Consider the following 26426-nt stretch of genomic DNA (forward strand, 5'->3'; position numbering starts at 1 on the left):
CGCCATGAGTGACATGCCGACCACCGACGAAGGGCAGACCCGTCGGTTTCTGGAAAAGCGCGAAGCGATACTCGATGCTGCGGCCGATCTGTTCAACCGGCGCGGCATCCGTGGCACGACCTTGGCGGACGTAGCGCAGAGCGTTGGCCTCGTCACCAACAGCGTGACCTATTATTATCGAAAGAAGGACGATCTCGCGCTGGCCTGCGTGCTGCGCTCTGTCGACGTGTTTGACGAGCTCCTCGCTGCCGCAGAAAAAGCCAGGACGCCGGAATTGCGGATCACCAACTTTGTGACCGGCTTCTTTCGCCTGCTTGCAGATGTCGAGACCGGGGCACGGCCGCAATTCATCAACTTCTCCGAGGTGAATGCCCTGAGTGCGACGCGCGCGGATGTCGCCGCCGTCTATGCGCAGATGTTTCGTCGCGTTCGCGGACTGATCGGGAATGACCCCCGCCTCGGCCTCCATCGGTCCGAGCGCAATGCGCGGACGCATCTGCTGTTCACATTGACCCAATGGACGCGCGTCTGGATCACCCGCTATGAGGTCACCGGCTATGCCCGGGCGGGTCGGCACGCCAGTGATATCCTGCTGCGCGGTTTCGGCGGAGCAGATGCTGCCTGGATGCCGCCGACAATCCCGGCGCTCACCGGCCCGCCGTCGGCGGAGGAGATCTCACCGGACGCATTTCTGCGCGTCGCCACGCGGTTGATCAATGAAGAGGGATTTCGCGGAACATCGGTCGAACGGATTTCCGCTGCTCTCAAAGTCACGAAGGGCTCCTTCTATCATCACAATGATAACAAGGATGATCTCATCCTCGCCTGCTTCCAGCGAAGTTTTGATGTGATCCGCCGTACCCAGGCTGCTGCCGACACATGCGAGTGCGGTTGGCAGAGACTGAGTGCCGCAGCGGCCGCGCTGCTGAAGTATCAGTTGTCGAATGATGGCCCCTTGCTGCGCATCACCGCCCGCAGCGGATTGCCCGAGGCCGAGGCGCAGCAGACCATTCGCATCATGAACCGGCTATCCGAACATTTTGCCGGCGTCGTCGTCGATGGCGTGGCGGATGGTTCGGTGCGGCCAGTGGATCCGGCGATCGCGGCGCAGATGTTGAACGGCATGATCAATGCGTCAGCCTCGATCAAACGCTGGGTGCCCGAGGCGACCATCGGCAATGTCGCGGATCTCTACGCCCGACCGCTGTTCATGGGGATTCTGTGCCCGTCTGCGTGACGGATCATCGCGCGAGATGACATCGAGGGCAGACATCACCCTCGATGAGCAAGTTTGGCTTTGCGTGGCAGACGCTCTGTTTATGTGCCGATGAGACTGGCGATGTAGTTTCGCCATCCGCCAAATGACGACACATCCTTGGCGCCACTCAGCCCTTCGGCTTCGACGATGAAGCCCTTAGGTGAGCTGCCGTCCGACAACCGGGTGGTTCCGATGCCGAGTGGCGCGGGGATGCCGCGCATGAAGTCGCCCAATGCTTCGGCCGACATCGCCCACACTTCCGTTGCGATCGGCGAGCCCGTGCCTTCTGCGACCCGCAGCAGGCCGGGGCGGGCCGGTGGGCCGCCGGCAAGCGCGTGGAGCTGATAGTCCGGCCTTGTATCGCAGGCCCGCAGGAAACGCGCGTTTCGGCTGGTAAGTTCGTGATTGAGCGGCATGCCCGACAGATGCGCGCCGACCACTGCGAGTTCGATCTCTCCCGCGATGGCGGTCGGCGTGCCTTGCTCCGACGACGGCACCGGACTCGCAGTTGCCCCGAGCTTGCTCTGGCCCAGCGGGTGAAGCCGGGCACCGAGCGCTGCGAGCAACCCATCCTTGCCGCGCGGCGCGATCAAGGTGATGCCAGACGGAAAGCCGTCCGAGCGGGATCGGCCGGGCACCGCGAGCGCGCAGAGATCGAGCAGGTTGACGAAATTCGTATAGGTGCCGAGTTCGCTGTTCGGGCCGATCGGGTCGGCTGCGAGGTCGGAGGCCAGGCGCGGCCGCGGATAGGTCGGCACGATGAGCACATCGGTCTGCGACCAGATGGCATCGGCAGCCCGCCGTAATTCGGCGAGTTTGTAGATTCCGGCAAAGGCATCGGCGGCGGACATCGTCTTGGCGACGCCGATAATCTTGAGGGTCGTGGGATGCAGATGCTGCGGCGTCGCTTCGATAAAGGATCGGAGCGCCTGATAGCGTTCTGCCACCCACGGCCCCGTATAGAGCAGTGTCGCGACGTCGAACATCGGCGTCATGTCGATGCTCGCCAACGGGCGGCCGGGTAGCAGCGATGCAACATCGCCCAGTGCGGCGTCGAAAGCGCTCTCGGAGAGCGCGTCTCCGCCAAAGCGGCGGCTTCCGCCGTCAGGCACGCCGACCCGCAAGCCCGGCGGCAAAGCCCCGGGTTGGCCGGCAACCGGCAGCGCGCGCGAATAGGCATCCTCCGCGTCATAGCCGGCCATCACGCGATAGGCGCGATCGGCATCGGCTACCGTGCCGGCAAAGACGGAGATCGTATCGAGCGTCCGGCAGGCCGGCAGCATGCCGCGCGCCGACACGCTGCCGAGCGATGGCTTCAGACCCACGATATTGTTGAGCGCGGCGGGCACGCGGCCGGAGCCCGCGGTATCGGTGCCGAGCGCGAAGGTGACGAGCCCATGGCCGACGGCAACGGCGGATCCGGAGCTTGAGCCCCCCGGCACATAGCGCGGATCAATTGCGTTTCGCGGGATGGGGTAGGGGCTGCGAACGCCGACGAGCCCTGTGGCGAACTGATCGAGATTGGTCTTTCCGATCAGGATGGCGCCGGCATCGAGCAGCTTCTGAACTGCGAACGCCGTCTCTGGCGGGGTGTAAGCAAATTCAGGGCAGGCGGCCGTGGTGGGAATCCCGCCGACATCGATATTGTCCTTCACCGCAAAAGGGATGCCCCAGAGCGGGTATGCGGCCGGATCGAAGGGCGGCAGCGCCTCGGCGGCGGCGCGTGCGGCGTCTTCCGAAACCAGGGCGATGAAGATGCCGGGATCATCGACCGCGGCAATGCGGCGATACACGTCGGCGACGGTCTGTTTGGGTGACAACCCGTCGGCATAAGCCGCGTGCAGTTGCGCGATCGTGGGAAACGGGTCCGACATCTTCATTCCTTGCATCTTCTCACCGGTCTTGGCTCCCGGTTAACCCCTAAGCGCTCAGTTTGTCTGCTACTAAATTAGGCGAAATGTATTGTTTTGTATGCATTGCGCTGCGGCGGCTTTGGGCGCTGCATCGGTCGACTCAACAAAAACAATCACTTAACTCTCTCCAACTGCGCTCTGCCGCTTGGCACAAACCTTGCGAGTTCCTGCAAATCAAAATTCATGCCTCGGGAGAGTTGAGAATGAAGCGTCGTGATTTTCTGAAGGCGGCGACGGGTGCCGCCGCCGGAACCATGGTGTCGGGTCCGGCGATCTGGTCGGCCGCCAAGGCGGATGCCCGGTCGGAGACCCTGCTGGTGGTGTCCGAGAGCGGACCCAACAATCTCGACATCATGGGCGTCGGCACCAATGTGCCCAGCTATGAAGTCGCCTGGAATTGCTATGACCGCCTGATCACCCACGAGATGAAAGAGGGGCCGGGCGGCGTCACCTATTACGACAAGGACAAGTTCAAGGGCGAGCTCGCCGAAGACATGACGATCGGCGACATGTCGGCCACGTTCAAACTGAAGAAGAATGCCAAATTCCAAGATGGCACGCCGGTGACGGCGAAGGACGTGAAGTGGTCGCTGGATCGCTCCGTCAGCGTCGGTGGTTTCCCGACCTTCCAGATGAGCGCGGGATCGCTGACGAAGCCCGAACAGTTCGTGGTGGTGGATGACCACACCGTGCGCGTTGACTTCCTCGTCAAGGACAAGCTGACGATCCCCGATCTCGCCGTCATCGTGCCGAGCATCATCAATTCGGAGCTGGTGAAGAAGAATGCCACGGAGAAGGATCCGTGGGGCCTCGAATACACCAAGATGAACACGGTCGGCTCCGGCGCCTACAAGGTCACCAAGTGGACCGCGGGCACCGAAGTCATCATGGAGCGTAACGACGCCTGGGTCGGCGGTCCCCTGCCGAAGATCAAGCGCGTGATCTGGCGCATGGTGCCGCAGGCCGGCAATCGTCGTGCGCTGCTGGAGCGTGGCGACGCAGACATCTCGTATGAATTGCCGAACCAGGACTTTGCCGAGATGAAGAAGGCCGGCAAGCTCAACGTCACCTCGGTGCCGATCAGCAACGGCATCCAGTATCTCGGCATGAATGTGTCGCAGCCGCCGTTCAATAATCCGAAGGTGCGCGAAGCCGTTGCATTGGCGATCCCGTATCAGAAGATCATCGACGCCGTGATGTTCGGCCTCGCCAATCCGATGTTCGGCGCGGCCGCCAGTGCGCCGACCGAAGCGAAGTGGCCGCAGGCGACCAAGTACAACACCGACCTCGTCAAGGCGAAGGCGCTGATGGCGGAAGCGGGCCTCTCTGCCGGCTTCGACACCACGCTGTCCTTCGATCTCGGCTTCGCCGGTGTCAATGAGCCGATGTGCATTCTCATCCAGGAAGCGCTCGCCCAGATCGGCATCCGCGCCACCATCAACAAGATCCCGGGTGCCAACTGGCGCACCGAGCTGAACAAGAAAGTGCTGCCGCTTTACGTCAACATCTTCTCGGGCTGGCTCGATTACCCCGAATACTTCTTCTACTGGTGCTATCGCTCCGGCAATTCGATCTTCAACACGATGAACTATTCGTCGCCAGAGATGGACAAGCTGATCGCGGGCGCACGCACCGCGGCGGCCAGCGGCGACATGGCGACTTACGACAAGGATGTGAAGGGCTTCGTCGATCTCGCTTTCACCGATATCCCGCGCATCCCGCTGTATCAGCCCTATCTGAACGTCGCGATGCAGAAGAACGTGTCGGGCTTCCAGTACTGGTTCCATCGTCGCCTCGACTATCGCGCGATGGTCAAGGCATAAGCGTCGGGGGATCGTCATGCTCGCACTCATCGGCAAGCGTCTGCTGTTCGCCATCCCGTCACTGATCGGGGTGGTGATCGTCACGTTCCTGCTGACGCGCGCATTGCCTGGCGATCCCGCAGCCTATTTCGCGGGCCCCGCTGCCGACAAGCAGGTGATCGAGGACATCAGGAAACAGCTCGGTCTCGACAAGCCGCTGATCGAGCAGTTCTTCCGCTACACGGCCGATCTTGCAAAAGGCGATTTCGGCAATTCGCTCACCACCGGCCAGCCGGTGGCGACCGAACTCCGCAATCGTCTGCCGGCATCTGCAGAGCTCACTTTGTTCGGGCTTCTGATCTCGGTTGTCATCGCCATCCCGCTCGGCATTCTCGCGGCGACCAAGCCCGGCTCCTGGATCGATCACCTCTGCCGGGTCACCACCACGGCCGGCGTGTCGCTGCCCGTATTCTTCACCGGCCTCGTGCTGGTTTATGTGTTCTACTTCAAGCTCGGCTGGGCGCCGGCGCCGCTCGGGCGGCTCGACGTCTTTGCCAGTGCGCCGCCCGCGGTAACTGGCTTTTATCTCATCGACAGCGTCATTGCCCGCGATTGGGAGGCGTTTCGTTCGGCGCTGAGCCAGTTGATCCTGCCGACGGCGACGCTTGCGATTTTCTCACTGGCGCCGATCGCGCGCATGACGCGCGCCTCGATGCTGGCGATCCTCGCCTCGGATTTTGTGCGCACGGCCCGCGCCAGCGGCCTGTCACCGCGCATCGTGATCGTGACTTATGCATTCCGCAACGCCATGCTGCCGGTCATTACCACGCTGTCGATGACCTTCTCCTTCCTGCTCGGCGCCAATGTGCTGGTGGAGAAGGTGTTCGCCTGGCCCGGCATCGGCTCCTACGCCGTCGAAGCGCTGATCGCATCGGATTTCGCGCCCGTGCAGGGTTTTGTGCTGACCATGGCCATCATGTATGTGCTGATCAATCTCGTGATCGACATTCTGTACGGCATCATCGACCCGCGCGTGCGGATGGAAGGGTGAGGTGAGATCATGAACGCAATCACGCCCATTGCAGCCGAAACGCCGGCAACACCGCGGCGGACATCGAGCCTTGTCGCGACCCTGCAGCACACCCGCTATATCCTCGGCGAGAACCGCGTCACCGCTTTTGCGTTCGGCCTGCTAATTGTCATCGTTTTCGCTGCGGTGTTCGGTCCGTACATCGTTCCGCACGATCCTCTCGCCAGCAACACGATGCAGGCGCTGAAGCCGCCATCTGCGGCCAATTGGTTCGGCACCGATCAACTCGGCCGCGACATCTTTAGCCGCGTCGTCGTTGCCACCCGCCTCGATCTCTTCATCGCTGTCGCTTCCGTTGCGCTCGTCTTCGCCATGGGCGGATTGGCCGGGATCGCGGCCGGCTATTTCGGCGGCTGGACAGATCGCATTGTCGGGCGCGTCGCCGATACGATTATGGCGTTCCCGCTCTTCGTGCTGGCCATGGGCATTGTCGCCGCCCTCGGCAACACCGTACAGAACATCATCATCGCCACGGCGATCGTGAACTTCCCGCTTTATGCGCGCGTGGCCCGCGCGGAAGCGAATATCCGCCGTGAGGCGGGTTTCGTGCAGGCAGCGCGGCTGTCGGGCAATAGCGAGATGCGGATTTTGTTGGTGCATATCCTGCCCAACATCATGCCGATCATGATCGTGCAGATGTCGCTGACCATGGGCTATGCGATCCTTAATGCCGCGGGCTTGTCCTTTATCGGAATGGGCGTGCGCCCGCCGACGCCGGAATGGGGCATCATGGTTGCTGAAGGGGCGTCCTTCATGGTGTCCGGCGAATGGTGGATCGCACTGTTTCCAGGCCTTGCGCTGATGATCGCCGTGTTCTGTTTCAATCTGCTCGGTGACGGTCTGCGCGATATCGTCGATCCGCAGCGACGGACGTGAGGAGCATCGGATGACAGCCCAACCATTGCTCGACGTCCAAGATCTCACCGTCGAATTCGCCACCCGCCGCGGCATCGTCAAGGCCGTGCAGCAGGTCAATATCTCCGTAGCCAAGGGCGAGACGCTCGGCATTGTCGGCGAGTCCGGCTCCGGCAAGTCGGTGACGTCCTATGCGGTGATGCGCATTCTCGATCGTGCCGGCAGCATCGCCGAAGGTTCGGTGATGTTCTCCGGCGTCGATGTGAAGGCGGCGAGCGAGACGCAGATGCGCGATCTGCGCGGTCGCGAAGTTTCGATGATCTTCCAGAACCCGCGGGCGGCGCTCAATCCCATCCGCAAAGTGGGGCACCAGATCGAGGACGTGCTGCGCCAGCATGCCCAGGCCGGCAGTGCGGACCGCGCCGAGAAAGCCATCGAGGCGCTGGAGCAGGTCAAGATCGCGCGCCCGCGCGAGCGCTATCACGCCTATCCGTTTGAACTGTCCGGTGGCATGTGCCAGCGCGTGGTCATCGCGCTGGCACTGGCCTGCAATCCGCAACTGCTGATCGCCGATGAGCCCACCACGGGCCTCGACGTCACCACCCAGAAAGCGGTGATGGATCTCGTCACCGAACTCACCAAGAGCCGTGGCATGTCCACGATCCTGATCACCCATGATCTCGGCCTTGCCGCCGCCTATTGCGACCGTGTGGTGGTGATGGAGAAGGGGCGGGTGGTCGAGACCGCTCTGTCCGCCGATATTTTCGCCAGTCCGAAGCACGCCTACACGAAGAAACTGATGCAGGCGACGCCGCGGCTCGGCGTGTCGCTGCGCGATCTTCTGCCGGCTGAAGAGCGTGCGGCCATGCCGGCGCAGGCAGAGAATGTCATCAAGCCAGCTGATGTGAAGCCTTCGGTCACGCCGCTGCTCACCATCGACAACCTCGTCAAGGAATACCCCCGTCAGGGCGCCACCGCGACGCTGTCAAAGCTGTTCAGCCGCAAGCCCGCGCCGGAGCCGGATGTCTTCCGCGCCGTGGATGGCATCAGTTTCGATGTCGGTTACGGCGAGAGCGTCGGTCTTGTCGGTGAATCCGGCTGCGGCAAATCCACCACGTCGATGATGGTGATGCGGTTGATCGACAAGACGTCCGGCCGCATCTCCTTCGATGGCGACGAAGTCGGTGAAATAGCCCCGAAGAATTTTGCGCGGCTGCCGCTGCGCAAAAGCATCCAGATGGTGTTCCAGGACCCGACCGACAGCCTCAATCCACGCTTCACCGCAGCGCGCGCCATCGCCGATCCGATCATGCAGCTTGGCGATATCAAGGGCAGCGATGCGCTCCGCGCCAAATGCGAGGAACTGGCGCGGCAGGTCGGGCTGCCGCTCGATCTGCTGGATCGCTTTCCGCACCAGATGTCAGGCGGCCAGAAGGCGCGCGTTGGTATCGCCCGCGCCATCGCCTTGCAGCCAAAACTGATCATTCTCGACGAGCCCACAGCTGCGCTGGATGTGTCCGTCCAGGCCGTCGTGCTCAACCTGCTGCAGGACCTCAAGCAGTCCATGGGCATGAGCTATCTGTTCGTCTCCCACGATCTGAATGTGGTGCGTTTGCTGTGTGATCGTGTCATCGTGATGCGCGCGGGACGTATCGTCGAACAGGGCGCCACCAATGCGGTGATGGACGATCCGCAGGACGACTATACGAAGCAGCTGCTGACGGCGATCCCGCATCCGCCGTTGCCGGTGCATTGAGAGGGACGCGATGAGCGATAAACTAGACGACTATATCGATGCGGTGGCGTCGGCGCTGTCGCTACCGATCGAGCCCGCGTGGAAACCTGCGGTGAAGATGAACCTCGAAGTGTCGCTCCGCATGGCACGCCTCGTCGATGAATTCACGCTTCCCGATGAATCCGAACCGGCCAGCATCTATGTCGCTTGATCCCGTCCTCACGCCCGATGGCGCCTGGCGCCCGGCCTCCGATATTGCAAAGGCCGTTGCGTCACAAAAGGTCTCCGCGCTTGACGTGACCGAGGCCGCGCTGGCGCGCATTGAACGCCACAATCCGATGCTGAATGCGTTCACGGACGTCACCGCCGATCGCGCACGCGCGACTGCGCGTACACTCGATGCGGCGATCGCCAAAGGCGAAGCTGTCGGACCGCTGGCCGGCGTGCCTTTCGCCGTGAAGAACCTGTTCGATATCGAAGGCCTGCCGACGCGCGCCGGCTCGAAGATCAATCGCGACCGTCCCGCATCCCCCCGCGATGCGACCCTGGTCGAGCGCATGGAAGCCGCGGGCGCCGTGCTGGTCGGTGGTCTCAACATGGGCGAATACGCCTATGACTTCACCGGCGAGAACGTCCATGACGGCGCCTCGCGCAATCCGCACGACATCACGCGCATGACCGGCGGATCGTCGGGCGGCTCGGGTGGCGCCGTGGGCGGAAGCCTCGTGCCGATCGCGCTCGGCTCCGACACCAACGGTTCGATCCGCGTACCGTCGTCATTCTGTGGCATCTTCGGTCTGAAGCCCACTTACGGGCGATTGTCGCGCGCGCGCTCGTTTCCCTTCGTGGCGAGCCTGGATCATCTCGGCCCCTTCGCCCGCAATGTCGAGGATCTCGCGCTCTCCTATGACGCCATGCAAGGGCCGGATGCCGAAGATGCCGCCTGCACGATGCGGCCGGCGGAGTCGGTTTCAGCGCTGATCGGGCAAGACATTGGCGATCTACGGATTGCCATGGCTGGCGGTTACTTCCAGAAAAACCTGATGCCGGAGGCCCAGGCCGCCGTAGCAGCCGTGACCAAGGCGCTCGGCGTGACGACCAGCGTCGAGCTGCCGGAAGTCGCGCGCGCGCGGGCCGCTGCTTATCTCATATCGACGACCGAAGGCGCCTCATTGCATCTCGATCGCCTGCGCAAGCGCGCCGGCGATTTCGATCCAGCCGTGCGCGATCGCCTCCTGGCTGGCGCCATGGTGCCGGCGGCTCTGGTTGATCGTGCGCAGAAATTCCGTCGCTGGTATCGCGCCAAAGTGCTGGAGATCTTCCAGACGGTGGACGTCATCATCGCGCCTGCCACGCCATGCATGGCGCCCAAAATCGGGCAGGCGACATTCGAGCTCGATGGCGTCGAACTGCCGGTGCGCGCCAATATCGGCATCCACACCCAGCCGATTTCCTTCATTGGCCTCCCCGTGGTCGCGGTGCCGGTGCCGCGCGATCCGATGCCTGTCGGCGTGCAGATCATCGCTGCACCCTGGCGGGAAGACATCGCGCTGCGCGTCGCCTATTATCTGCAGCAGGCGGGCGTTGCTGTCGCGCCGCGTGCAAAGGGATTTTGAGATGGATATCGATCTGCCGGACGTCATCGCCGAAGTCGGCGCCGCTTTCGCGCGCTATGAGAAGGCGCTGACGACCAACGACACCGCGGTGCTCGGCGAGCTGTTTCGCAACGACCCGCGCACCATCCGCTATGGCATGGGCGAAAACCTCTATGGTTATGACGAGATCCAGGCCTTTCGCGGTGCCCGCTCGCCGGTCGGCCTGATGCGCCGCACCGAGCGCACCGTGATCTCATCCTACGGCCGCGATACGGCGGTGGCGTCCACGCTGTTCTATCGCGACAACGCGCCGGGCAAGGTCGGACGGCAGATGCAGACCTGGGTCCGCTTTCCCGAAGGATGGCGAATCGTGGCGGCTTCTGTCAGCCTGATCGACGAGCCGCAGGCAGCGAAGGCGTAGGCTGGGATGAGTTTCGACGACATGCTGATCCAGCCGGAGAAGCCGCGCCGCGCCGCGCGTGCATCTGCGGATGCTGTGAAGGGCAAGCCGACGCGGGCCGAAGAACTTCGCCAGCAATTGTCGGACGAGATCGTGCGCGGCGTGTTGCCGCCCGGCGCCTCCCTCGATGAGACCGAGTTAGCGCAGCGCTACAGCGTCTCGCGCACGCCGGTGCGCGAAGCGCTCCGCCAGCTCACCGCCAGCGGTTTGATCGAATCCCGTCCGCATCGCGGCGCCGTCGTGGCGCAGCCATCTGCCGAGCGTCTTGTCGGCATGTTCGAAGCCATGGCCGAGCTCGAAGCGCTTTGCGCAGGTCTTGCGGCGGAGCGTATGCCCGCCGTTCAGCGCCATGCGCTCGAGGCGATCCATGAAGAATTGCGAGTGCTCAGCTATGACGGCAATCCGGATCGCTTTCATGAAGTGAATGAGCGTTTCCACAATGCGATCTACAAGGGATCGCAGAACGACTATATCGCCGAGATCACGCTGGCGACGCGCATTCGCGTGCAGCCATTCCGCCGCGCCCAGTTTCGCAATCTCGGTCGCCTCGCCAAGTCGCAGGCCGAGCACGACCGGGTCGTAGTCGCCATCATGCGCGGTGACCGCGTCGGCGCAAGCACGGCCATGCGCGATCACATCGTGCTGGTGCGCGACGAATACGAACACTACGCGGTATCGCTTTAGGCGTCGCAGGATCTACTTCGCAGCCACGATCTCCCGCATCAGCGGCTTTGATCCGTGGAGAAAAACGCGCACGGCATCGCGCACGATGTCGTCCAGTTTCTCCGGCGTCGGCGTTTCATAGACGAAGCGCCGGATGGCCATGTAGAAGATGCGGCCATGCAGGCCCCAGAACATTTCCGTTTCACGCTCTGACAGCGGCACCGCGTCGCGCGATGGCAGCTTCAGGTCGTGCCGCAACTCACAGCAGGCCGGCTCGATGATCTGCTCGCGCACGATCTGCAGATAGCGCTTGGTGATGTCGAACGACTTCATGCCCGAAAACACGAAGATGCGCACCCAGTTATATTCGAACACCTGCTGCACATATTCGAGATAGAACTGCGACAGCCGCGTCTGCAATGGCTGCGACCGATCCTGAATCAGCCCGGCCCACGTGGGCGACCAGCGGCTGAGATAGATCTCTTCATAGACGCGTTCGATCAGCGCTTCCTTGCTCGGGAAGTGGCGATAGATCGCCGAATGGGTGATTCCCATGCGCTTGGCGAGCTCGCGCGTCTGCCCGCCAAATCCATGCTCGGCAAAGAATTTGATGGCCTCGTCGAGAATGAGGCGCTCGCGCTCGGCAGCGCGCATGTTGCGGCGCGGCGGCTTTTCGGCAGTTTTAACGGGCTTTTTGACCATATTCACTTCGATTTGCTTGTGACTGAATATCGCATTCGCAAAAAGAGACCAAATGGTCATTTAACTTGACCGTAGGAAATCGACGTGTTCTAGATTTGCGACCAAATGGTCACAAAACTCGGCGTCCGCGAGACGCCTCGGGGGATACGTTGAAGGCGAGGGCGTTCAACTATGTCAGGGCTTCCACACTGGTGGAGGCGCTTGATGCGTATGAGGGAGCCGGCAGCGATGCGAGTTACATCGCGGGCGGCCAGAGCCTCGTGCCGTCGCTTGCCTTGCGCTTGCAGGCGCCAGAGCTACTGATCGACATCGCGCATATTCCCGAGCTTCGGGGCGTCGAGCTGAAGGGAAGCTGGCTGCGCATCGGCGCGCTGACGCGGCATGCCGAAGTGCTCACCGACCCGCTGATCCGCAAACATGCGCCGTTGTATAGCGAAGCCGCGCCGCATGTCGCTCATCCCGCGATCCGCAACAAAGGCACGATCGGCGGTAGCATCTCGCATGCCGATCCCGCGTCGGAATTCCCGGCGATGACGCTGGCGCTCGGCGCCGAACTGGAAATCGCCAATCGTGATGGCACGCGCCGCGTACGGGCAGATGAGTTTTTTATCGATCTGTTTCAGACTGCGATCGAGCCTGGCGAATTGCTTGTCGCCATTCACGTCCCTGTCGTGCGCGCCACTCATCGCTGGGCCTTTCAGGAACTTGCGCGTCGGCGCGGGGATTTTGCGCTGGTTGGCTGCGGCATTCTTGCGGAATTCGTTGACGGGGCTGTCGAACAGATCCGGATCGTCTTCTTCTCGGTCGGCAATACGCCCTTGCGCGCCTGGAAAGCGGAAGACGCCCTGATGGGCCGCGTCCTCAATCAGGATGCCATCGCTGCCGCGCAGGCCGCTGTCGTCCACGATCTCGATCCGCCCGAAGACGAGAATGTGCCGCCCAGCATGCGGCGTCATCTGGCGCGCGTGGTGCTCGGCCGGCTGCTTGGCGATATCGCGAGGCAGCTGCCATGAGTGATCTCGTCGATGTCACCATGACCGTGAATGGCAGCGAGGTTGCGCATCGCGTTCCCGCGCGGACGACGCTCGCCGACTTCCTGCGCCAGACACTGGAACTGACCGGTACCCATACGGGCTGCGAGATGGGTGTCTGCGGTGCGTGCCTCGTGCTGCTCGATGGCCAGGTGGTGCATTCGTGTCTGACCTTCGCCGTGCAGGCGAGCGGCTCCGCCATCGAGACCGTGGAGGGGCTGACCGAGCGCGCGGTGATCGCCGATCTGCAGGAGGCCTTCCATCAGCGCAATTCGCTGCAATGTGGCTTCTGCACGCCGGGCATGCTGATGACGGCCTATAGCCTGCTGTCGCAGCCCGGGATTCCCACGCGCGACGACATCCGTGATGCGCTGTCCGGCAACTACTGCCGCTGCACCGGCTATGAAGCGATCGTCGATGCCATCGAGACCACGGCGCTCAATCGGGCAGAAGGTGGCGACTCGCCTGTACGACAGGAGATCGACGCATGAGCGCGATCACCTCCCTCGATCGTCCCAATTCCTACATCGGCCGTTCGGTCCCACGGCCGAATGCCAAGCGATTGCTGGCCGGGCGCGGGCGCTATGTCACCGATATCACGCTGCCGCGCATGCTGCATGTCGCTTATGTCCGCAGCCCCTATGCGCATGCGCGGATCGTCGAGATCAATGCGGATGACGCTCGCGCTGCGCCGGGCGTACGTCTCGTTGCGACCGGCGCGGATCTGGCCAAGCTCTGCACGCCGTGGGTCGGCACCATGGATCACTTCAAGGGCATGAAGTCGCCGCCGCAGCTGCCGTTGCCCATCGACAAGGTGGTATGGGCCGGGCAGGCGGTGGTCGCCGTTGTCGCCGATACGCGGGCCTTGGCGGAAGATGCCGCTGAACTCGTGGCCATCGAATTCGATGAACTCCCCGCCGTCGTCGATATCGACGCGGCGCGCGATCCCGATGCACCGGTGATCTCGCCGGAGCTCGGCAGCAATCTTTGCTTCCAGGGCAAGCTCGACACCGGCGGTGTCGATGACGTCTTCGCCAGCGCCGCGCATGTGGTGGAAGAGGAATTCCTGTTCGGCCGGCATACGGCCGTCACCATGGAGCCGCGCGCGATCATCGCCGATTACGATGCCAGCGAGCCCAAGCTCACGGTGCATCATGCCACGCAGACGCCGTATCAGTTCCAGGATATCTATTCCCGTCATTACGGCATTCCCGAAGCCTGCGTGCGCGTGATCGCGCCGGATATCGGCGGCTCCTTCGGCATGAAGCTGCACATGTATCACGAGGACATGGCGGTGGTCGGGCTCAGCATCATGCTGGGGCGCCCGGTGAAATATGTCGCCGACCGCATGGAATCCTTCGTATCCGACATTCATGCGCGCGACCATCGCGTCCGCGCACGGATGGCCGCGGATGCCGATGGCAACATTCTCGCGATGGATGTGGAAGACGTCACCGGCATCGGCGCCTTCTCCGCCTATCCGCGCACCAGCGTGGTCGAAGGCAACCAGGTCTACCGCCTGATGGGCGCGCCCTACACCTTCAAGACCTATCGCGCCGATCTGCAGGTCGTGTTCCAGAACAAGGTGCAGATGAGCCAGTATCGCGCTGTCGGCCATCCCGTGGCCTGCACGGTGACCGAGCGGCTGGTGGACATGATCGCCGCCAAGACCGGGCGCGATGTGTTCGACATCCGCAGCGGCAATCTGATCCCGGACGACGCCTATCCCTGCACTTCACCGACCGGTTACAAATTCGAGTCGCTGTCGCATCACGCCTGTCTCGCAAAACTGCATGAGATGATGGATTATGTCGGCCTGCGCGCCGAGCAGGCCAAGCTCCGCAAGCAGGGTATCCATCGCGGCATCGGCATCGCGACCTTTGTCGAGATCACCAATCCGAGCCCGGCCTTCTATGGCGTCGGCGGCGTGCGCATCTCCTCGCAGGACGGCGCCATCCTCAAGATCACGCCCTCCGGCGATGTACGCTGCCTGATCTCGATCACCGAACTCGGGCAGGGCACCGAAACCATCGTCGGCCAGATCGTGGCCGAACATCTCGGCGTCGATCGCGACCGCATCAAGGTCGTCACCGGCGACACCGAGACCACGCCCCATGGCGGCGCCACCTATGCCTGCCGCGGCGCCGGCATCGGCGGCGAGACGGCGCTGCAGGCCGCGCAGAAGCTCAAGGGCAATGTGCTCTCCGTCGCGGCGGCCATTCTGCAGGAAGAAGCGGCCAAGCTCGACATGCAGGCTGGTTGGATCATCGATAAGGCGTCAGGCCAGCAGCGCATCGAACTCGCCGAAATCGCGCGTATCGCCTACTTCCGCTCGGATACACTGCCGCCTGGCACCCAGGCGCAGCTGTCCGTCGCGCATCACTATGCGCCGGAGGGCTATCCCTTCGCCTTCACCAATGGCGTGCAGGCCTGCCATCTCGAACTCGACGTCGAGACCGGCTTCGTCAAGATCCTGAAAATGTGGGTGGTCGAGGACTGCGGCCGTGTCATCAATCCGTTGCTGGTGGATGAGCAGATCCGGGGCGGCGTGGTGCAGGGCCTCGGCGCCGCTTTCTTCGAGGAATGCGTCTATGGCGAGAGCGGCCAGCTCACCAATGGATCGCTGGTCGATTATCTCGTTCCCATGGCGGTGGAGATGCCGGATATCGTCGTCGCCCATGTGGAGACGCCGACTCTGGATACACAGCTTGGCGCCAAGGGTGTCGGCGAAGCCGGAACGGCCGCAGCATCGGCTGCGGCGATGAATGCGATCAATGATGCGATGTCGCCATTCGGTGGCACCATTGCGCAGGTGCCGATGACGCCTGCGCGCCTACTTAAGGCACTCGGACATATCTGATCAACAAGACTGACAACAGGGAGGGAGCACATGACAAAAGACAACCGAAGCTCGAACAGTTTCCATATTTCCCGTCGCCATATGCTGGCCGCACTTGGCACCGGCGCCGGCGTGATGGCCATGCCGTGGATTGCGCGCGCGGCCGACGACAATATCCGCATCGGCTTTCCGACGCCGCTGACCGGCCCGTTTGCGGCCGAAGCCAAGGATCAGGTCAAGAGCGCCGAACTCGCCGTCAAGCAGGTCAATGACAAAGGCGGCGTCAATGGCCGCAAGGTCGAGCTCCTGGTACGTGACGACAAGCTGAATGGCGGCGAAGCGGCCACCCGCACGCTCGAACTGATCGAGAAAGACAAGGTGCATGCGATCGTCGGATCGCTGTCCAGCGCCGTGCAGCTCGCCGTGAACGAAGTCACCCGCGCGCGTGGCGTGCTGTATGTCTCCATCAGTCAGTCCGACACCATCAATGAGGTCAAGGATTTCAGCAAATACACCTTTCACGAAGCGCTGAACCCGACGATGACCACGGCGGCCGTCGCCCGCCACGCATTCAAGAAGGGCACCAAGGTCGCCCATCTCGTCGCAGACTATGCCTATGGCCATGAAATGCTGCGCGGCTTCAAACGTGCGCAGGCGGCCATCGGCGCGGAAACGGTGGGCGAGATCATGCACCCGTTCGGTGCCGCTGACTACTCAACCTTCATGCCGCGCCTGCGCTCGATGCGTCCGGACATCCTCTGCATCAGCAATTTCGGCCGCGACCAGGCCAACTCCATCAAGCAGGCGGTCGATTTCGGCCTCAAGCAGAGCGCGAAGATCGTCGTGCCGGTGCTGCTGCACAATCAACGTCTGGCCGTCACGCCTGAAGTGTTCGAAGGCGTCGTCGGCGGCTCCAATTATTATTGGGGCCTGGAAGGCACGCTGCCATCGGCCAAGGCATTCAACGATGCCTATCGCGCGGCCAATGGCGGTGCCATTCCGACCGATTACGGCGCCTATGGCTATACCGGCGTGATGTCGCTGCTGCAGGCGATGCAGGCGGCGGGCGGTACTGACACCGACAAGGTGATCGCGGCCCTCGAAGCGTTGAAATACGACGTCGCCAAGGGTCCGCAATATTATCGCAAATGCGATCACCAGTCGGTGCAGTCCGTGCTCGTCCTGGAGTCCAAGAAGAAAGCCGACATGAAGGGCGACAGCGATCTGTTCAGCATCGTCGCCAATGAAGCGCCGTCGGAACAGGTGCTGCGCACCTGCGCCGAACTCGGCTTCCCCACCTAAGCGAAGGCACGCGCCGTCCCATGGATACAGAACTCATTCTGATGCAGCTCTTCTCCGGAGTTGCCCTCGGTGCCATCCTCGTGATCACCGCGCTCGGCCTGTCGATCATCTTCGGCATGATGGGCGTGGTGAATTTCGCGCATGGTGCTTTGTTCATGGTCGGCGCCTATGCCGGGCTGTGGGTCGCCTCGCTCACCGGCAGTTTCTGGTGGGGGCTCCTGGTCGCCCCCATCATGATCGGCGTGTTCGGCATGCTGATCGAATTCGTGCTGATCCGGCGGCTCTACGGCCGCTCGATCGATGATCCCCTGCTGCTCACCTTCGGCCTCAGCTATGTGCTGGTCGAAGGCGTGCGTATCGTGTTCGGTAGCGACGGCATCCCGTTCCCGACGCCATCGCAGCTCACCGGCGTGGTCGATCTCGGCGTCGGCTTCTTTCCGATCTACCGCATCTTCGTGGTCGGCCTTGTCTTCGCTGTGGTCGTGCTGTTGTGGCTCGGCCTGGAGAAGACCAAGTTTGGTCTCATCGTCCGCGCCGGCTCGCGTGATCCCACCATGATGCGCGTGCTCGGCGTCGATATCAGCAAGGTCTGGCTCGCGGTGTTTGGCCTCGGTGTCGGCCTGGCTGCGCTGGGCGGCGTGCTGGCCGGGCCGATGCGGTCGGTCAATCCCGAGATGGGTGCGCTGGTGCTGGCGGAAGCCTTCGTGGTCACGGTCATCGGCGGTCTCGGCTCGCTGGTCGGCGCCATCATCGCCGGTCTTGTGGTCGGCGTCGTCATCAGCATGACCGCACTGTTCGCGCCGGAAATGGCGACCATCGTGATGTTCGCGTTGATGGCCATCGTGCTTCTGATCCGGCCGCAGGGCCTGTTCGGCAAACTCGCGTAACGGAGAGACGATCATGAATGCACCCTCCGTTGCCGCGCCATTGCCTGCCGAGGCGCGAAAGCCTGCGCGTCTCAAGGCGATGCTGACGACCTATCGCGTTCCGCTGTCAATCCTGGCGCTGTGCATCCTGCCCTGGCTGCTGCCGTCCAAGGCGCTGGCGGTCAATGTGCTGATCTATGGCGTCGTCTGCGTCGGCTATAACCTGCTGTTCGGTTACACCGGCCTGTTGTCCTTCGGCCATGCCGCGTTCTTCGGCGCCGGCGCCTACATCACCGGAATCGCCATCGGCCAGTTCGGCGTGCCCTGGTATCTCGCCGTGCTGATGGGCGTCGCCGGCGGTGCGGTGCTCGCCTTCATCATCGGCGGCATGTCCACGCGCACGCGTGGCATCTACTTTTCGATGGTCACACTCGCGCTGGCACAGCTCGTCTATTACGTCGCGCTGCAGGCCTCGAGCTGGACCGGTGGCGAAAACGGCCTGCGCGGCTTCACGGTGAACAGGTTCAACCTGTTCGGTTTGGACATCAACTTCCTCGATCCTGTCAACAAGTACTACGTGCTGATGGTGTTCGCGGCGCTGGCGCTGTGGTTGGTCTCGCGCATCCTCAATTCGCCCTTCGGCGCCGCCATCGAGGCGATCCGCGAGAACGAGCGTCGGGCGCGCACCTGCGGTTATGATGTCGAACGCACCAAACTGCTGGCCTTCACGCTGTCTGGCACCATCTGCGCGCTCGGCGGCACCATGTCGGCCCTGCATCTCGCTTTCGTGCCGCTGGAATCGATGCATTACCTCACCTCGGGCATGATCGTGATGATGACGCTGCTTGGCGGTGCCTCGAGCTTCTTCGGTCCGTTCATCGGCGCGCTGGTGTTCCTGCTGATGGAAGACGTGTTCTCGCTGTGGACGTCGCACTGGCAGATCATCGTCGGCTCCATCTTCGTGTTGTTCGTGCTGTTCCTGCCCAAGGGCATCTGGGGCACATTCCTGTCGAGGGTCGTCCGATGAGTGCGCCGCTGCTCGCCGTCGAAAATGTCGGGATGAAGTTCGGCGGCTTCATCGCGCTGCAGGGCGTGACCACCGAGTTCCGTCCCGGCCGCGTCACTTCCATCATCGGGCCGAATGGCGCCGGCAAGAGCACGTTCTTCAATGTGTTGTCCGGCGTGCTGACGCCGTCCACGGGATCGGTGCGCTTCAAGGGCGACGATCTCAAGGGCACGCGCCAGCACGAATTCGTCCATCGCGGCATCGCGCGGTCGTATCAGATCACGAATATCTTTCCCGATCTGAGCGTTCACGAGAATGTCCGCGTCGCCGCGCAAGCCGGCCGCTCGCGCTACAATATCTGGACCAATCGGAAGAAGTTCGACGAGCTGGATGCACGCGCCGACAAGGCGCTGGAATCCGTCGGCCTCATCGCCAAACGCGATGAAACCGCAAAATTCCTCGCGCACGGCCAGCAGCGCGCGCTGGAGATTGCGATTGCGCTGATCTCCGGCCCCGAAGTGCTGCTGCTCGACGAGCCCACCGCCGGCATGGGCCCGGAAGAAACGAAGGACATGGTCGCGCTGCTGGAGAAGCTCGCAGCCGAGCGCACCATTCTCCTGGTCGAGCACAAGATGAAGATGATCCTCGGCCTCAGCGATCGCATCCTCGTGCTGCATCACGGCCAGCTCATCGCCGACGGCACGCCGCATGACATCCAGACGGACCCCGAGGTTCGTCGCGTCTATCTGGGACAGAACCATGGCTATGCTTGAGATCCGCGACCTCCACGCCTGGTACGGTTCCAGCCACACGCTGCACGGCGTTTCGCTGGACGTGAAGCAGGGTGAAGTCGTCGCACTCGTCGGCCGCAACGGCGCCGGCAAGACCACCACCATCCGCTCCATCATGGGCCTGATGCCGAAAGTCACCGGCAGCATGCAGTTCGACGGCAAGGATCTGGTCGCGCTGAAGGCCCATGATCGCTATCGCCTCGGCCTTGCCTATGTGCCGGAAGAGCGCCGCATCGTGCCTGGCCTCACCGTGCGCGAAAACCTGCAGCTAGGCCTTGTCGCCTCCAGCGGCAAGATCGACGAGCGCGAAGCCATCGACGAGATCGCCGAGAGCTTTCCGCGCCTGAAGGAGCGTCTCGATCAGGAAGGCGTCACCATGTCCGGCGGCGAGCAGCAGATGCTCGCCATTGCGCGCGCCACCATCGCCAAGCCGAAGATGATCCTGCTCGACGAGCCCTCGGAAGGCATCATGCCGGTCCTGGTGGAGGAGATGGGCGTGCTGTTCCGCAAGCTGCGCGATCAGGGTGTCACGCTGCTCTTGGTCGAGCAGAATGTCGAATGGGCGCTGCGCCTCGCCGATCGCGCGGTGATCCTCGATCAGGGCGAGGTCGTCTATGAGAGCAGCTCGGAAGCGCTGCTCGCCGACAAGGAAATCCAGGAGCGCTATTGCGCGGTCTGACGCGCTGGCGGGTTGAGGACACGATCCCATGCAGATGAATGACAGCCAGACCATCTCCGCCTCGCGCGAGGCGGTGTGGGCCGCGCTTAACAATCCCGAAGTCCTGAAGCAGTGCATTCCCGGCTGCCAGGAACTCGACATGACGTCACCGACGGAGATGACGGCGAAGGTCGTTATCAAGGTCGGTCCGGTCAAGGCGAGTTTCGGCGGCAAGGTGACGCTGACCGATCTCGATCCGCCGAAGGGCTACAAGATCACCGGTGAGGGATCAGGTGGTGTTGCGGGCTTTGCCAAGGGCGGTGCGGCGATCCAGCTTGAAGCTTTGAGTGAGAACGAGACGATCCTGCACTATCAGGTCGACTCGCAGATCGGCGGCAAGCTGGCGCAGCTTGGTGGTCGTTTGATCGACGCCACGGCAAAGAAGCTGGCTGGCGAGTTTTTCACGAAGTTCGGTGCGGTAGTTTCCGGCGCGACGTGATGTGGTACCCGCGACGCTCCGTTCACCTCTCCCCACCGGGGAGAGGTCGCCGCGTCTTCGCGACGGGTGAGGGGGCTTCCACAAACTCCGTCGCCCGCTGCTCCCCCTCACCCGGATCGCAAGGGCGATCCGACCTCTCCCCGGTGGGGAGAGGTGGAGGAAGAGGCTCACGCCGCAATAAACTGCCTTCGCGCTTCTTTCACCTTGCCGACGATATATCGCCTGATCTCCCGCACCCGGTGCGTATCATGCGTGTCGGGATGCGAGACCAGCCAATAGGTGCGGGTAAAACTATTGGCCGGCAGAATGCGTCGCAGCTCCGGATAACGCTCCGCTGCATAGTCATGCAGGATGCCAACGCCATGGCCGGCGCGCACCGCTTCCAGCTGCCCGATCACGCTGCCGCATTCGAACCGCCGGGTGATCAGGTCGCCCAAAGTGGATGCATAATCCAGCGCACGGCTGAAGATGATGTCATGGATATAGGTGATCAATAGATGATCGGCGAGATCGCCGATCTTGCGGATCGCCGGTGATCGCGCGAGATACGCCTCCGATGCGTAGAAGCTGAGCGTGTAATCGGTCAGCTTGGTGCACATCAGCTTGCCCTCGTCCGGGCGCTCCACGGTGACCACCATATCGGCCTCGCGTTTGGCCAAAGAGAACGTCCGCGGCAGAGCGACGAGCTGGATCACCAGATCGGGATTGTCGGCGGCGAAGGCGCCAAGCTTGTCGGCGAGAAAGTAATTGCCGAGCCCGTCCGGCGCACCAATGCGCACCGTGCCGGCGACCTTGTCCGCAGCCGAGGACAGCTGCGAGCCCACCCGCAGCAGTTCGGACTCCGCGCGTTCGGCGGCCGCAAGCAGTGCAACGCCCGCGGGGGTTAGCGACGATCCCGTGGTCTGGCGGTTCAGCAGCTTGGTCTTGAGGTCTTTTTCCAGCGCGGTGAGCTGGCGCGCGACGGTGGCATGATTGAGCTTGAGCCGCTTGGCGGCGCCGAGAATCTGCCCCGTTCGGGCGACTTCGAGAAAAATACGTACCTTGTCCCAATCCATTGGGGGACTTTATTGGGTCCATATCGCGGCTGCAATACGAGGCTCAATTGGTCCAGAACATCTCCCGCAACGGGGAGGCGAGGGTCGCCTGCAGTCCGTCGCGCTGATAATCGAGCGTCATGCCGCCGGTCCCGGTCAATCCGGTGGAGAGCAGCCGCGTGCCAAAACCGCCTTTCACCGGCGGCGCCTCGATCGATGGACCACCGCTCTCCACCCAGCGCAAGCAGAACAGCTGCGCGTCATCTCTGGCCTCGATGGCCCAGCGCAGATCGATGCGTCCTTGCGGCAGCGATAGCGCGCCGTATTTCACGGCATTGGTGCCGAGTTCATGCAGCAGCAGCGCCATGCTCAGCGCCGCCTTGGAGCCGACCACGAGATCCGGCCCACTCGCCGCCACCCGTTCGGACACACCGAGCGCGTCCAGTGCGGCCGAGACGACGTCGTGAACCGAGGCCTCGATCCAGTTGTTGCGCAGCAGAATGTCATGCGCACCGCTCAGCGCCAGCAATCGCTCCTGCAGCGTTTGGACCTCGCCGCGCTCCTTGATCGGCCGCAGCGTCTGCAGGCTGATAGCCTGCACCATCGCGAACAGGTTCTTGATGCGGTGGCTGAGTTCGTTGTTGAGCAGGCGCTGCTGATCGCGAATGCGCTTGGCGTTGCTGACATCCGCGGCCGTGCCGAACCATTCGGTGATCGCCCCGGATTCATCGATGATGGGAATGGCGCGCGACAACGTCCAGCCTTCGCTGCCGTCGGCCTGTCGCACGCGGTGCTCGAGCTCGTAAGTGTCGCGTGCGGCAATGGCGCGGCCGACCTCGGCCATGATCAGGGGCTGGTCGTCCGGAAAAATATACTCGTCGAGCCATCGCACGGTCGGCCCTTCCACGTCGGACAGGAAGCCACGTCCGTCGAGCTGGCGCATTTCCTGCCAGTCCGGGCTCATCCGATAGACCACGTCCGAGCTTGCGCTTACCAGCGCGCGAAACCGTTTTTCGCTCTCGCGCAGGCGTGCGTCCGACTTCGCGCGTTCCACGGCCGACCAGGTCCGCTCCGCCACTTCGCTGACCAGCGATAGTTCGCGGCTCGACCAATGCCGCGGCTCGGCCTGACCCAGCCCGAGAATGGCGACAAGCCGGCCGGCCTTGACGAGCGGAATACCCATCCAGGCACGAACATTGATGGCCGCAAATGCCGCCCGCTGCCGTTCCGACAGGTCGGGGTCGGCATCGACATCGTTAGCTGCGACGGTTTCTCCGCGATGCCACTTGTCTCGCACCGTGTTGTCATAGCTCGCCATCGTGTGCAGCCCGGCGATGCTGGCGCAGCCGGACGTGAAATCGTGCAGGATAAAGACCTTGTCGCCGTCTTCGCTGATTTCGCCATAGAAGACACGATGGGTCCCGAGATGCGCACCCAGGGTCGATGCGGCGACGCGCTGGATTTCGACGGCGTCATCCACCTCGCGCAGCGCGTCGCTGAGTTTCAGCAGCAGCGCCTGTCGTTCTTCATTCTCTGCGAGAATCTGTGTCGCCCGCACGCGGCCGGTGGTCTCGGTGACGATGCAGAGCACAGCCTCGACGAGGCCATCACGATCACGGACGGGAGAATAGGAAATATCGAAATAGACCGTCTCGCCATAGCCGCTGCGTTCGATATAGAACGGGCGATCTTTAGCGGCAAACGTCTCGCCGGTATCGACGACGCCGCGCAGCAATGGTCCAAGGTCGTCCCATAATTCGGCCCAGTGTTCATGCGCCGGATGCCCCAGCGCATGCGGATGCTTTTCGCCGATGCTCGGCGCATAGGCGTCATTATAGAGCGCCACGAATTGCGGCCCGCAAAACAGCACGATCTGCGCTTGCGTCGCCAGCATCAGATCGACGGTGGCCCGCAAGCTCGGAGACCAGGACGCTATCGCGCCGAGCGAGGTCGCAGACCAGTCATGCTGGCGGATAAGCGCGCTCATTTCGCCTGGGGTGGCAGATCCCGGCTCGATTGTTGACGACTGATCCATCATCACGCGACTGGTGTTTGGCGGATGCCGGCCTCCAGCCTGGCCAATTCCGTCGATCGAACCATTGAAGCTTTGCTCCCATCCAGTCTGTGTCCCGGAAATCTATCCGGTTCTTCCGCGCTTGTTAGGACTATATTTTTCGAGCGCCGGGGAACCCGATCACAGGGCAATAGATACCGATGCACCCTCTACAATGTCCGCTATCAGACCATCAACGAGTTGATGCGACCTTTCGTCTGCTGATCGAACACGCGAATGTCACTGGGCAAACTTGAAAGCGGGCGTAGCCTGTCCAGATAATAAGAATATCAACGGGGAGGCCCCCAATGTCGGCATCTTATGATCCCGTCACCGTTGCTCTCATGCGCGATGTGTTGAGCAAAGTCGTGGCGAAGGTCCCGGAGCAGCATCGTACCTCGGCCAATCAGGCGGCCATTGCAGGACGCATTCTCGCGACCGCCGCGCAGGGCATTCGCTCGGAGGAAGCATTGACCAGTGAAGCTCTGGCCGAGGTGAAGGAGATCTTCACCGGCCCGGCTGGCATGAAGCGCCTGCACAGCGATTTGTCGAAAGTGTTCGGATAGGATCGTAGGGCGGATGAGCCGAAGGCGTCATCCGCCATACGAGTTCATCACCCGAATTTATGCGAGACGTTCTTCGTCACCGTATAGCAACCGAGACCTTCGATGCCGCCTTCGCGGCCATAGCCGGAGTCCTTCACGCCGCCGAACGGCGTCTCGGCCGTCGATGCCACGAAGTGGTTGATGGTGAGATTGCCGGTCTCCACGTCATTCGAGATGCGCTGCACGTTGTCGGCCGAGTTCGTGAAGGCATAGGCCGCAAGTCCGAAGGGCAGGGCATTCGCTTTCGCGATGGCTTCGTCGAGATCGCGCACCGGATTGACGAGCGCGAGCGGGCCGAACGGTTCTTCATTCATCGCCAGCGCATCGTCGGGCACATCGGCCAGCACGGTGAGCGGATAGAAATAGCCGCGATTGTTGATGCGCTCGCCGCCGGCCAGCACGCGCGCGCCGCGCTTCTTGGCGTCGCCCACCAACCGCTCCATCGCATCGACGCGGCGCGGATTGGCCAACGGGCCGAGCTGCGTCGTCGGATCCATGCCGTTGCCGATCTTCAACGCTGCGGCACCTTCGGCAAAGGTCCTGGCGAAAATCTCGAAATTCTTCTCCTGCACGAAGAAGCGCGTCGGCGCGACGCAGACCTGGCCGGCATTGCGCGACTTGGTGGCGACGGACGCCTTGGCAGTGGCGACGGGATCGACGTCGTCGCACACGATCACCGGGCCGTGGCCACCCAGCTCCATGATCGCCGGCTTCATCGCCTGGCCCGCCATCGCGGCGAGATGTTTGCCGACCGGCACGGAGCCGGTGAAGGTGATCAGGCGGATCGCATCATGCGGCACCAGATAGCTGGAGATCTCGGCGGGATCGCCGAATACCAGATTGAGCACGCCCTTCGGCAAGCCGGCATCATGAAATGCGCGCACCAGCTGCAACGCGCCGGCTGGCGTTTCTTCCGACGCCTTCAGGATGATCGAGCAGCCCGACGACAGCGCGCCGGCGACCTTGCGGCCCGGTGAGCTCATCGGGAAATTCCACGGCGAGAACGCCGCCACCGGGCCGATCGGCTGGCGATACACCGTGTGCTGCAGACCTGGGCCGGCGGGAATCACGCGGCCATACATGCGCATGCCTTCGGTGGCATCCCATTCGATGATCTCGGCGCCGCGCAAAATTTCGAGCTTGGCCTGATCGAGCGGCTTGCCCTGTTCGAGGGTCATCGCGACGGCCATCTCGTCCACGCGCGCACGGATCAGCGCCGCGGCCTTGAGGATGATCTGGGCGCGCGCATTCGGCGCCGTCTTGCGCCAGACCTGGAAGCCGCGCTGCGCGGCGTCCAGCGCATCGTCGAGATCGGCGCGGGTCGCATGCGGCACGGTGCCGATCACGCTCTCATCCGCGGGATTGATGATCGGCGCACCGGATTTCCGGCGCCACTGTCCGTCCACGTAAAGCTCGATCTCTGGATAGGCCATTCGCAAGTCCACTTTCTTGATCGTTGGAAGCGGTTGACTCCGCCTCGCTTGCGCGGCATCAAACATATGTTCACATAATAGAACAAGCGTTCTGTCTAGTAGAATATTCTGGAATTGGATCAGATCGAAGATGGGTCAGGGCGGACCACACAGGACGGCGGTGATCGCAGCGGCCCATGCCGCAACGCGCGCCATGTGTGCGTCGGCCCTCGCGCGTCGGATGCGCTGAAAACAAA

At 62.7% G+C, this 26426-nt stretch carries 24 protein-coding genes; 19 read left to right on the forward strand and 5 right to left on the reverse strand.

Going from position 1 to position 26426, the window contains the following annotated elements; translation table 11 throughout:
- The first annotated feature begins 4 nt into the window (after positions 1-4).
- Complete coding sequence (locus ACIQ2A_RS09345; protein WP_398478185.1) at positions 5-1237, forward strand: TetR/AcrR family transcriptional regulator; 1233 nt, start codon at positions 5-7, stop codon at positions 1235-1237.
- An 80-nt stretch (positions 1238-1317) separates the two neighbouring features.
- On the opposite strand, the gene atzF is transcribed toward ACIQ2A_RS09345, so the two are convergent.
- Complete coding sequence (gene atzF, locus ACIQ2A_RS09350) at positions 1318-3138, reverse strand: allophanate hydrolase (protein WP_398478187.1); 1821 nt, start codon at positions 3136-3138, stop codon at positions 1318-1320.
- Positions 3139-3374: 236 nt separating this feature from the next.
- Here atzF and ACIQ2A_RS09355 point away from each other — a divergent pair, with 236 nt between their 5' ends.
- Genes ACIQ2A_RS09355 through ACIQ2A_RS09390 form a run of 8 tightly spaced genes read left to right on the forward strand, consistent with a single transcriptional unit; the run spans position 3375 to position 11392 of the window.
- Positions 3375-4994: an ABC transporter substrate-binding protein gene (locus ACIQ2A_RS09355; RefSeq protein ID WP_398478189.1), complete on the forward strand. Its 1620-nt coding sequence runs from the start codon at positions 3375-3377 to the stop codon at positions 4992-4994.
- A gap of 16 nt (positions 4995-5010) precedes the next feature.
- Complete coding sequence (locus tag ACIQ2A_RS09360; protein ID WP_398478191.1) at positions 5011-6024, forward strand: ABC transporter permease; 1014 nt, start codon at positions 5011-5013, stop codon at positions 6022-6024.
- Positions 6025-6033: 9 nt separating this feature from the next.
- Positions 6034-6939, forward strand: a complete 906-nt coding sequence (locus ACIQ2A_RS09365; protein WP_398478193.1) for an ABC transporter permease — start codon at positions 6034-6036, stop codon at positions 6937-6939.
- A 10-nt stretch (positions 6940-6949) separates the two neighbouring features.
- Positions 6950-8674, forward strand: a complete 1725-nt coding sequence (locus ACIQ2A_RS09370; protein ID WP_398478195.1) for a dipeptide ABC transporter ATP-binding protein — start codon at positions 6950-6952, stop codon at positions 8672-8674.
- Between the two features lie 10 nt (positions 8675-8684).
- Positions 8685-8864 (forward strand): DUF4089 domain-containing protein, encoded by a 180-nt coding sequence (locus tag ACIQ2A_RS09375; RefSeq protein ID WP_398478197.1) that lies wholly within the window; start codon positions 8685-8687, stop codon positions 8862-8864.
- On the forward strand, positions 8854-10269 hold the full coding sequence (locus ACIQ2A_RS09380) for an AtzE family amidohydrolase (protein WP_398478199.1): 1416 nt from the start codon (positions 8854-8856) through the stop codon (positions 10267-10269). The genes ACIQ2A_RS09375 and ACIQ2A_RS09380 overlap by 11 nt, the downstream gene beginning before the upstream one ends.
- Before the next feature lies 1 nt (position 10270).
- Positions 10271-10669: an oxalurate catabolism protein HpxZ gene (hpxZ, locus tag ACIQ2A_RS09385; protein WP_398478201.1), complete on the forward strand. Its 399-nt coding sequence runs from the start codon at positions 10271-10273 to the stop codon at positions 10667-10669.
- A gap of 6 nt (positions 10670-10675) precedes the next feature.
- Positions 10676-11392, forward strand: a complete 717-nt coding sequence (locus ACIQ2A_RS09390; RefSeq protein WP_398478204.1) for a GntR family transcriptional regulator — start codon at positions 10676-10678, stop codon at positions 11390-11392.
- 12 nt (positions 11393-11404) lie between these two features.
- On the opposite strand, the gene ACIQ2A_RS09395 is transcribed toward ACIQ2A_RS09390, so the two are convergent.
- Entirely contained in the window at positions 11405-12073 is a 669-nt protein-coding gene (locus tag ACIQ2A_RS09395) for a TetR/AcrR family transcriptional regulator (protein ID WP_398478255.1), read from the reverse strand.
- A 149-nt stretch (positions 12074-12222) separates the two neighbouring features.
- Here ACIQ2A_RS09395 and ACIQ2A_RS09400 point away from each other — a divergent pair, with 149 nt between their 5' ends.
- The 9 genes from ACIQ2A_RS09400 to ACIQ2A_RS09440 are packed head-to-tail and all read left to right on the forward strand — an operon-like array spanning position 12223 to position 21065.
- Positions 12223-13086 (forward strand): FAD binding domain-containing protein, encoded by an 864-nt coding sequence (locus ACIQ2A_RS09400; protein WP_398478206.1) that lies wholly within the window; start codon positions 12223-12225, stop codon positions 13084-13086.
- Positions 13083-13595, forward strand: a complete 513-nt coding sequence (locus ACIQ2A_RS09405; protein ID WP_398478208.1) for a (2Fe-2S)-binding protein — start codon at positions 13083-13085, stop codon at positions 13593-13595. The genes ACIQ2A_RS09400 and ACIQ2A_RS09405 overlap by 4 nt, the downstream gene beginning before the upstream one ends.
- Positions 13592-15964 (forward strand): xanthine dehydrogenase family protein molybdopterin-binding subunit, encoded by a 2373-nt coding sequence (locus ACIQ2A_RS09410; RefSeq protein WP_398478210.1) that lies wholly within the window; start codon positions 13592-13594, stop codon positions 15962-15964. The genes ACIQ2A_RS09405 and ACIQ2A_RS09410 overlap by 4 nt, the downstream gene beginning before the upstream one ends.
- 30 nt (positions 15965-15994) lie before the next feature.
- Positions 15995-17245: an ABC transporter substrate-binding protein gene (locus tag ACIQ2A_RS09415; RefSeq protein ID WP_398478212.1), complete on the forward strand. Its 1251-nt coding sequence runs from the start codon at positions 15995-15997 to the stop codon at positions 17243-17245.
- Between the two features lie 20 nt (positions 17246-17265).
- On the forward strand, positions 17266-18132 hold the full coding sequence (locus tag ACIQ2A_RS09420; protein WP_398478214.1) for a branched-chain amino acid ABC transporter permease: 867 nt from the start codon (positions 17266-17268) through the stop codon (positions 18130-18132).
- A 13-nt stretch (positions 18133-18145) separates the two neighbouring features.
- Entirely contained in the window at positions 18146-19138 is a 993-nt protein-coding gene (locus tag ACIQ2A_RS09425) for a branched-chain amino acid ABC transporter permease (RefSeq protein WP_398478216.1), read from the forward strand.
- Positions 19135-19890 carry an ABC transporter ATP-binding protein gene (locus ACIQ2A_RS09430; RefSeq protein ID WP_398478218.1) on the forward strand — a complete coding sequence of 252 codons (756 nt, stop codon included), beginning with the start codon at positions 19135-19137 and terminating at the stop codon, positions 19888-19890. The genes ACIQ2A_RS09425 and ACIQ2A_RS09430 overlap by 4 nt, the downstream gene beginning before the upstream one ends.
- Positions 19883-20587 (forward strand): ABC transporter ATP-binding protein, encoded by a 705-nt coding sequence (locus ACIQ2A_RS09435; protein WP_398478257.1) that lies wholly within the window; start codon positions 19883-19885, stop codon positions 20585-20587. Before ACIQ2A_RS09430 ends, ACIQ2A_RS09435 begins: the two co-directional genes overlap by 8 nt.
- Before the next feature lie 28 nt (positions 20588-20615).
- A complete protein-coding gene (locus ACIQ2A_RS09440; RefSeq protein WP_398478220.1) occupies positions 20616-21065 on the forward strand; it encodes a carbon monoxide dehydrogenase subunit G in 450 nt (149 codons plus the stop codon).
- 167 nt (positions 21066-21232) lie between these two features.
- On the opposite strand, the gene ACIQ2A_RS09445 is transcribed toward ACIQ2A_RS09440, so the two are convergent.
- Both ACIQ2A_RS09445 and ACIQ2A_RS09450 read right to left on the reverse strand, forming a co-directional pair.
- On the reverse strand, positions 21233-22120 hold the full coding sequence (locus tag ACIQ2A_RS09445; protein WP_398478222.1) for a LysR family transcriptional regulator: 888 nt from the start codon (positions 22118-22120) through the stop codon (positions 21233-21235).
- A gap of 43 nt (positions 22121-22163) precedes the next feature.
- Entirely contained in the window at positions 22164-24086 is a 1923-nt protein-coding gene (locus ACIQ2A_RS09450) for an HWE histidine kinase domain-containing protein (RefSeq protein WP_398478224.1), read from the reverse strand.
- 374 nt (positions 24087-24460) lie between these two features.
- On the opposite strand from ACIQ2A_RS09450, the gene ACIQ2A_RS09455 reads away from it, so the two are divergent.
- Positions 24461-24718 (forward strand): hypothetical protein, encoded by a 258-nt coding sequence (locus ACIQ2A_RS09455; protein ID WP_398478226.1) that lies wholly within the window; start codon positions 24461-24463, stop codon positions 24716-24718.
- Positions 24719-24765: 47 nt separating this feature from the next.
- On the opposite strand, the gene ACIQ2A_RS09460 is transcribed toward ACIQ2A_RS09455, so the two are convergent.
- The gene (locus ACIQ2A_RS09460) at positions 24766-26190 is read right to left on the reverse strand and encodes an NAD-dependent succinate-semialdehyde dehydrogenase (RefSeq protein ID WP_398478228.1); all 1425 of its coding nucleotides are present in this window, start codon (positions 26188-26190) and stop codon (positions 24766-24768) included.
- Positions 26191-26426: the final 236 nt, after the last annotated feature.

Source organism: Tardiphaga sp., from assembly GCF_044336785.1.
Classification (GTDB): Bacteria; Pseudomonadota; Alphaproteobacteria; order Rhizobiales; family Xanthobacteraceae; genus Tardiphaga.

Bases quoted from the DNA above. Each gene is read 5' to 3' on its own strand.
- ACIQ2A_RS09345 (WP_398478185.1), top strand. From the start codon at position 5: ATGAGTGACATGCCGACCACCGACGAAGGGCAGACCCGTCGGTTTCTG.
- atzF (WP_398478187.1), bottom strand. From the start codon at position 3,138: ATGAAGATGTCGGACCCGTTTCCCACGATCGCGCAACTGCACGCGGCT.
- ACIQ2A_RS09355 (WP_398478189.1), top strand. From the start codon at position 3,375: ATGAAGCGTCGTGATTTTCTGAAGGCGGCGACGGGTGCCGCCGCCGGA.
- ACIQ2A_RS09360 (WP_398478191.1), top strand. From the start codon at position 5,011: ATGCTCGCACTCATCGGCAAGCGTCTGCTGTTCGCCATCCCGTCACTG.
- ACIQ2A_RS09365 (WP_398478193.1), top strand. From the start codon at position 6,034: ATGAACGCAATCACGCCCATTGCAGCCGAAACGCCGGCAACACCGCGG.
- ACIQ2A_RS09370 (WP_398478195.1), top strand. From the start codon at position 6,950: ATGACAGCCCAACCATTGCTCGACGTCCAAGATCTCACCGTCGAATTC.
- ACIQ2A_RS09375 (WP_398478197.1), top strand. From the start codon at position 8,685: ATGAGCGATAAACTAGACGACTATATCGATGCGGTGGCGTCGGCGCTG.
- ACIQ2A_RS09380 (WP_398478199.1), top strand. From the start codon at position 8,854: ATGTCGCTTGATCCCGTCCTCACGCCCGATGGCGCCTGGCGCCCGGCC.
- hpxZ (WP_398478201.1), top strand. From the start codon at position 10,271: ATGGATATCGATCTGCCGGACGTCATCGCCGAAGTCGGCGCCGCTTTC.
- ACIQ2A_RS09390 (WP_398478204.1), top strand. From the start codon at position 10,676: ATGAGTTTCGACGACATGCTGATCCAGCCGGAGAAGCCGCGCCGCGCC.
- ACIQ2A_RS09395 (WP_398478255.1), bottom strand. From the start codon at position 12,073: ATGGTCAAAAAGCCCGTTAAAACTGCCGAAAAGCCGCCGCGCCGCAAC.
- ACIQ2A_RS09405 (WP_398478208.1), top strand. From the start codon at position 13,083: ATGAGTGATCTCGTCGATGTCACCATGACCGTGAATGGCAGCGAGGTT.
- ACIQ2A_RS09410 (WP_398478210.1), top strand. From the start codon at position 13,592: ATGAGCGCGATCACCTCCCTCGATCGTCCCAATTCCTACATCGGCCGT.
- ACIQ2A_RS09415 (WP_398478212.1), top strand. From the start codon at position 15,995: ATGACAAAAGACAACCGAAGCTCGAACAGTTTCCATATTTCCCGTCGC.
- ACIQ2A_RS09420 (WP_398478214.1), top strand. From the start codon at position 17,266: ATGGATACAGAACTCATTCTGATGCAGCTCTTCTCCGGAGTTGCCCTC.
- ACIQ2A_RS09425 (WP_398478216.1), top strand. From the start codon at position 18,146: ATGAATGCACCCTCCGTTGCCGCGCCATTGCCTGCCGAGGCGCGAAAG.
- ACIQ2A_RS09430 (WP_398478218.1), top strand. From the start codon at position 19,135: ATGAGTGCGCCGCTGCTCGCCGTCGAAAATGTCGGGATGAAGTTCGGC.
- ACIQ2A_RS09435 (WP_398478257.1), top strand. From the start codon at position 19,883: ATGCTTGAGATCCGCGACCTCCACGCCTGGTACGGTTCCAGCCACACG.
- ACIQ2A_RS09440 (WP_398478220.1), top strand. From the start codon at position 20,616: ATGCAGATGAATGACAGCCAGACCATCTCCGCCTCGCGCGAGGCGGTG.
- ACIQ2A_RS09445 (WP_398478222.1), bottom strand. From the start codon at position 22,120: ATGGATTGGGACAAGGTACGTATTTTTCTCGAAGTCGCCCGAACGGGG.
- ACIQ2A_RS09450 (WP_398478224.1), bottom strand. From the start codon at position 24,086: ATGAGCGCGCTTATCCGCCAGCATGACTGGTCTGCGACCTCGCTCGGC.
- ACIQ2A_RS09455 (WP_398478226.1), top strand. From the start codon at position 24,461: ATGTCGGCATCTTATGATCCCGTCACCGTTGCTCTCATGCGCGATGTG.
- ACIQ2A_RS09460 (WP_398478228.1), bottom strand. From the start codon at position 26,190: ATGGCCTATCCAGAGATCGAGCTTTACGTGGACGGACAGTGGCGCCGG.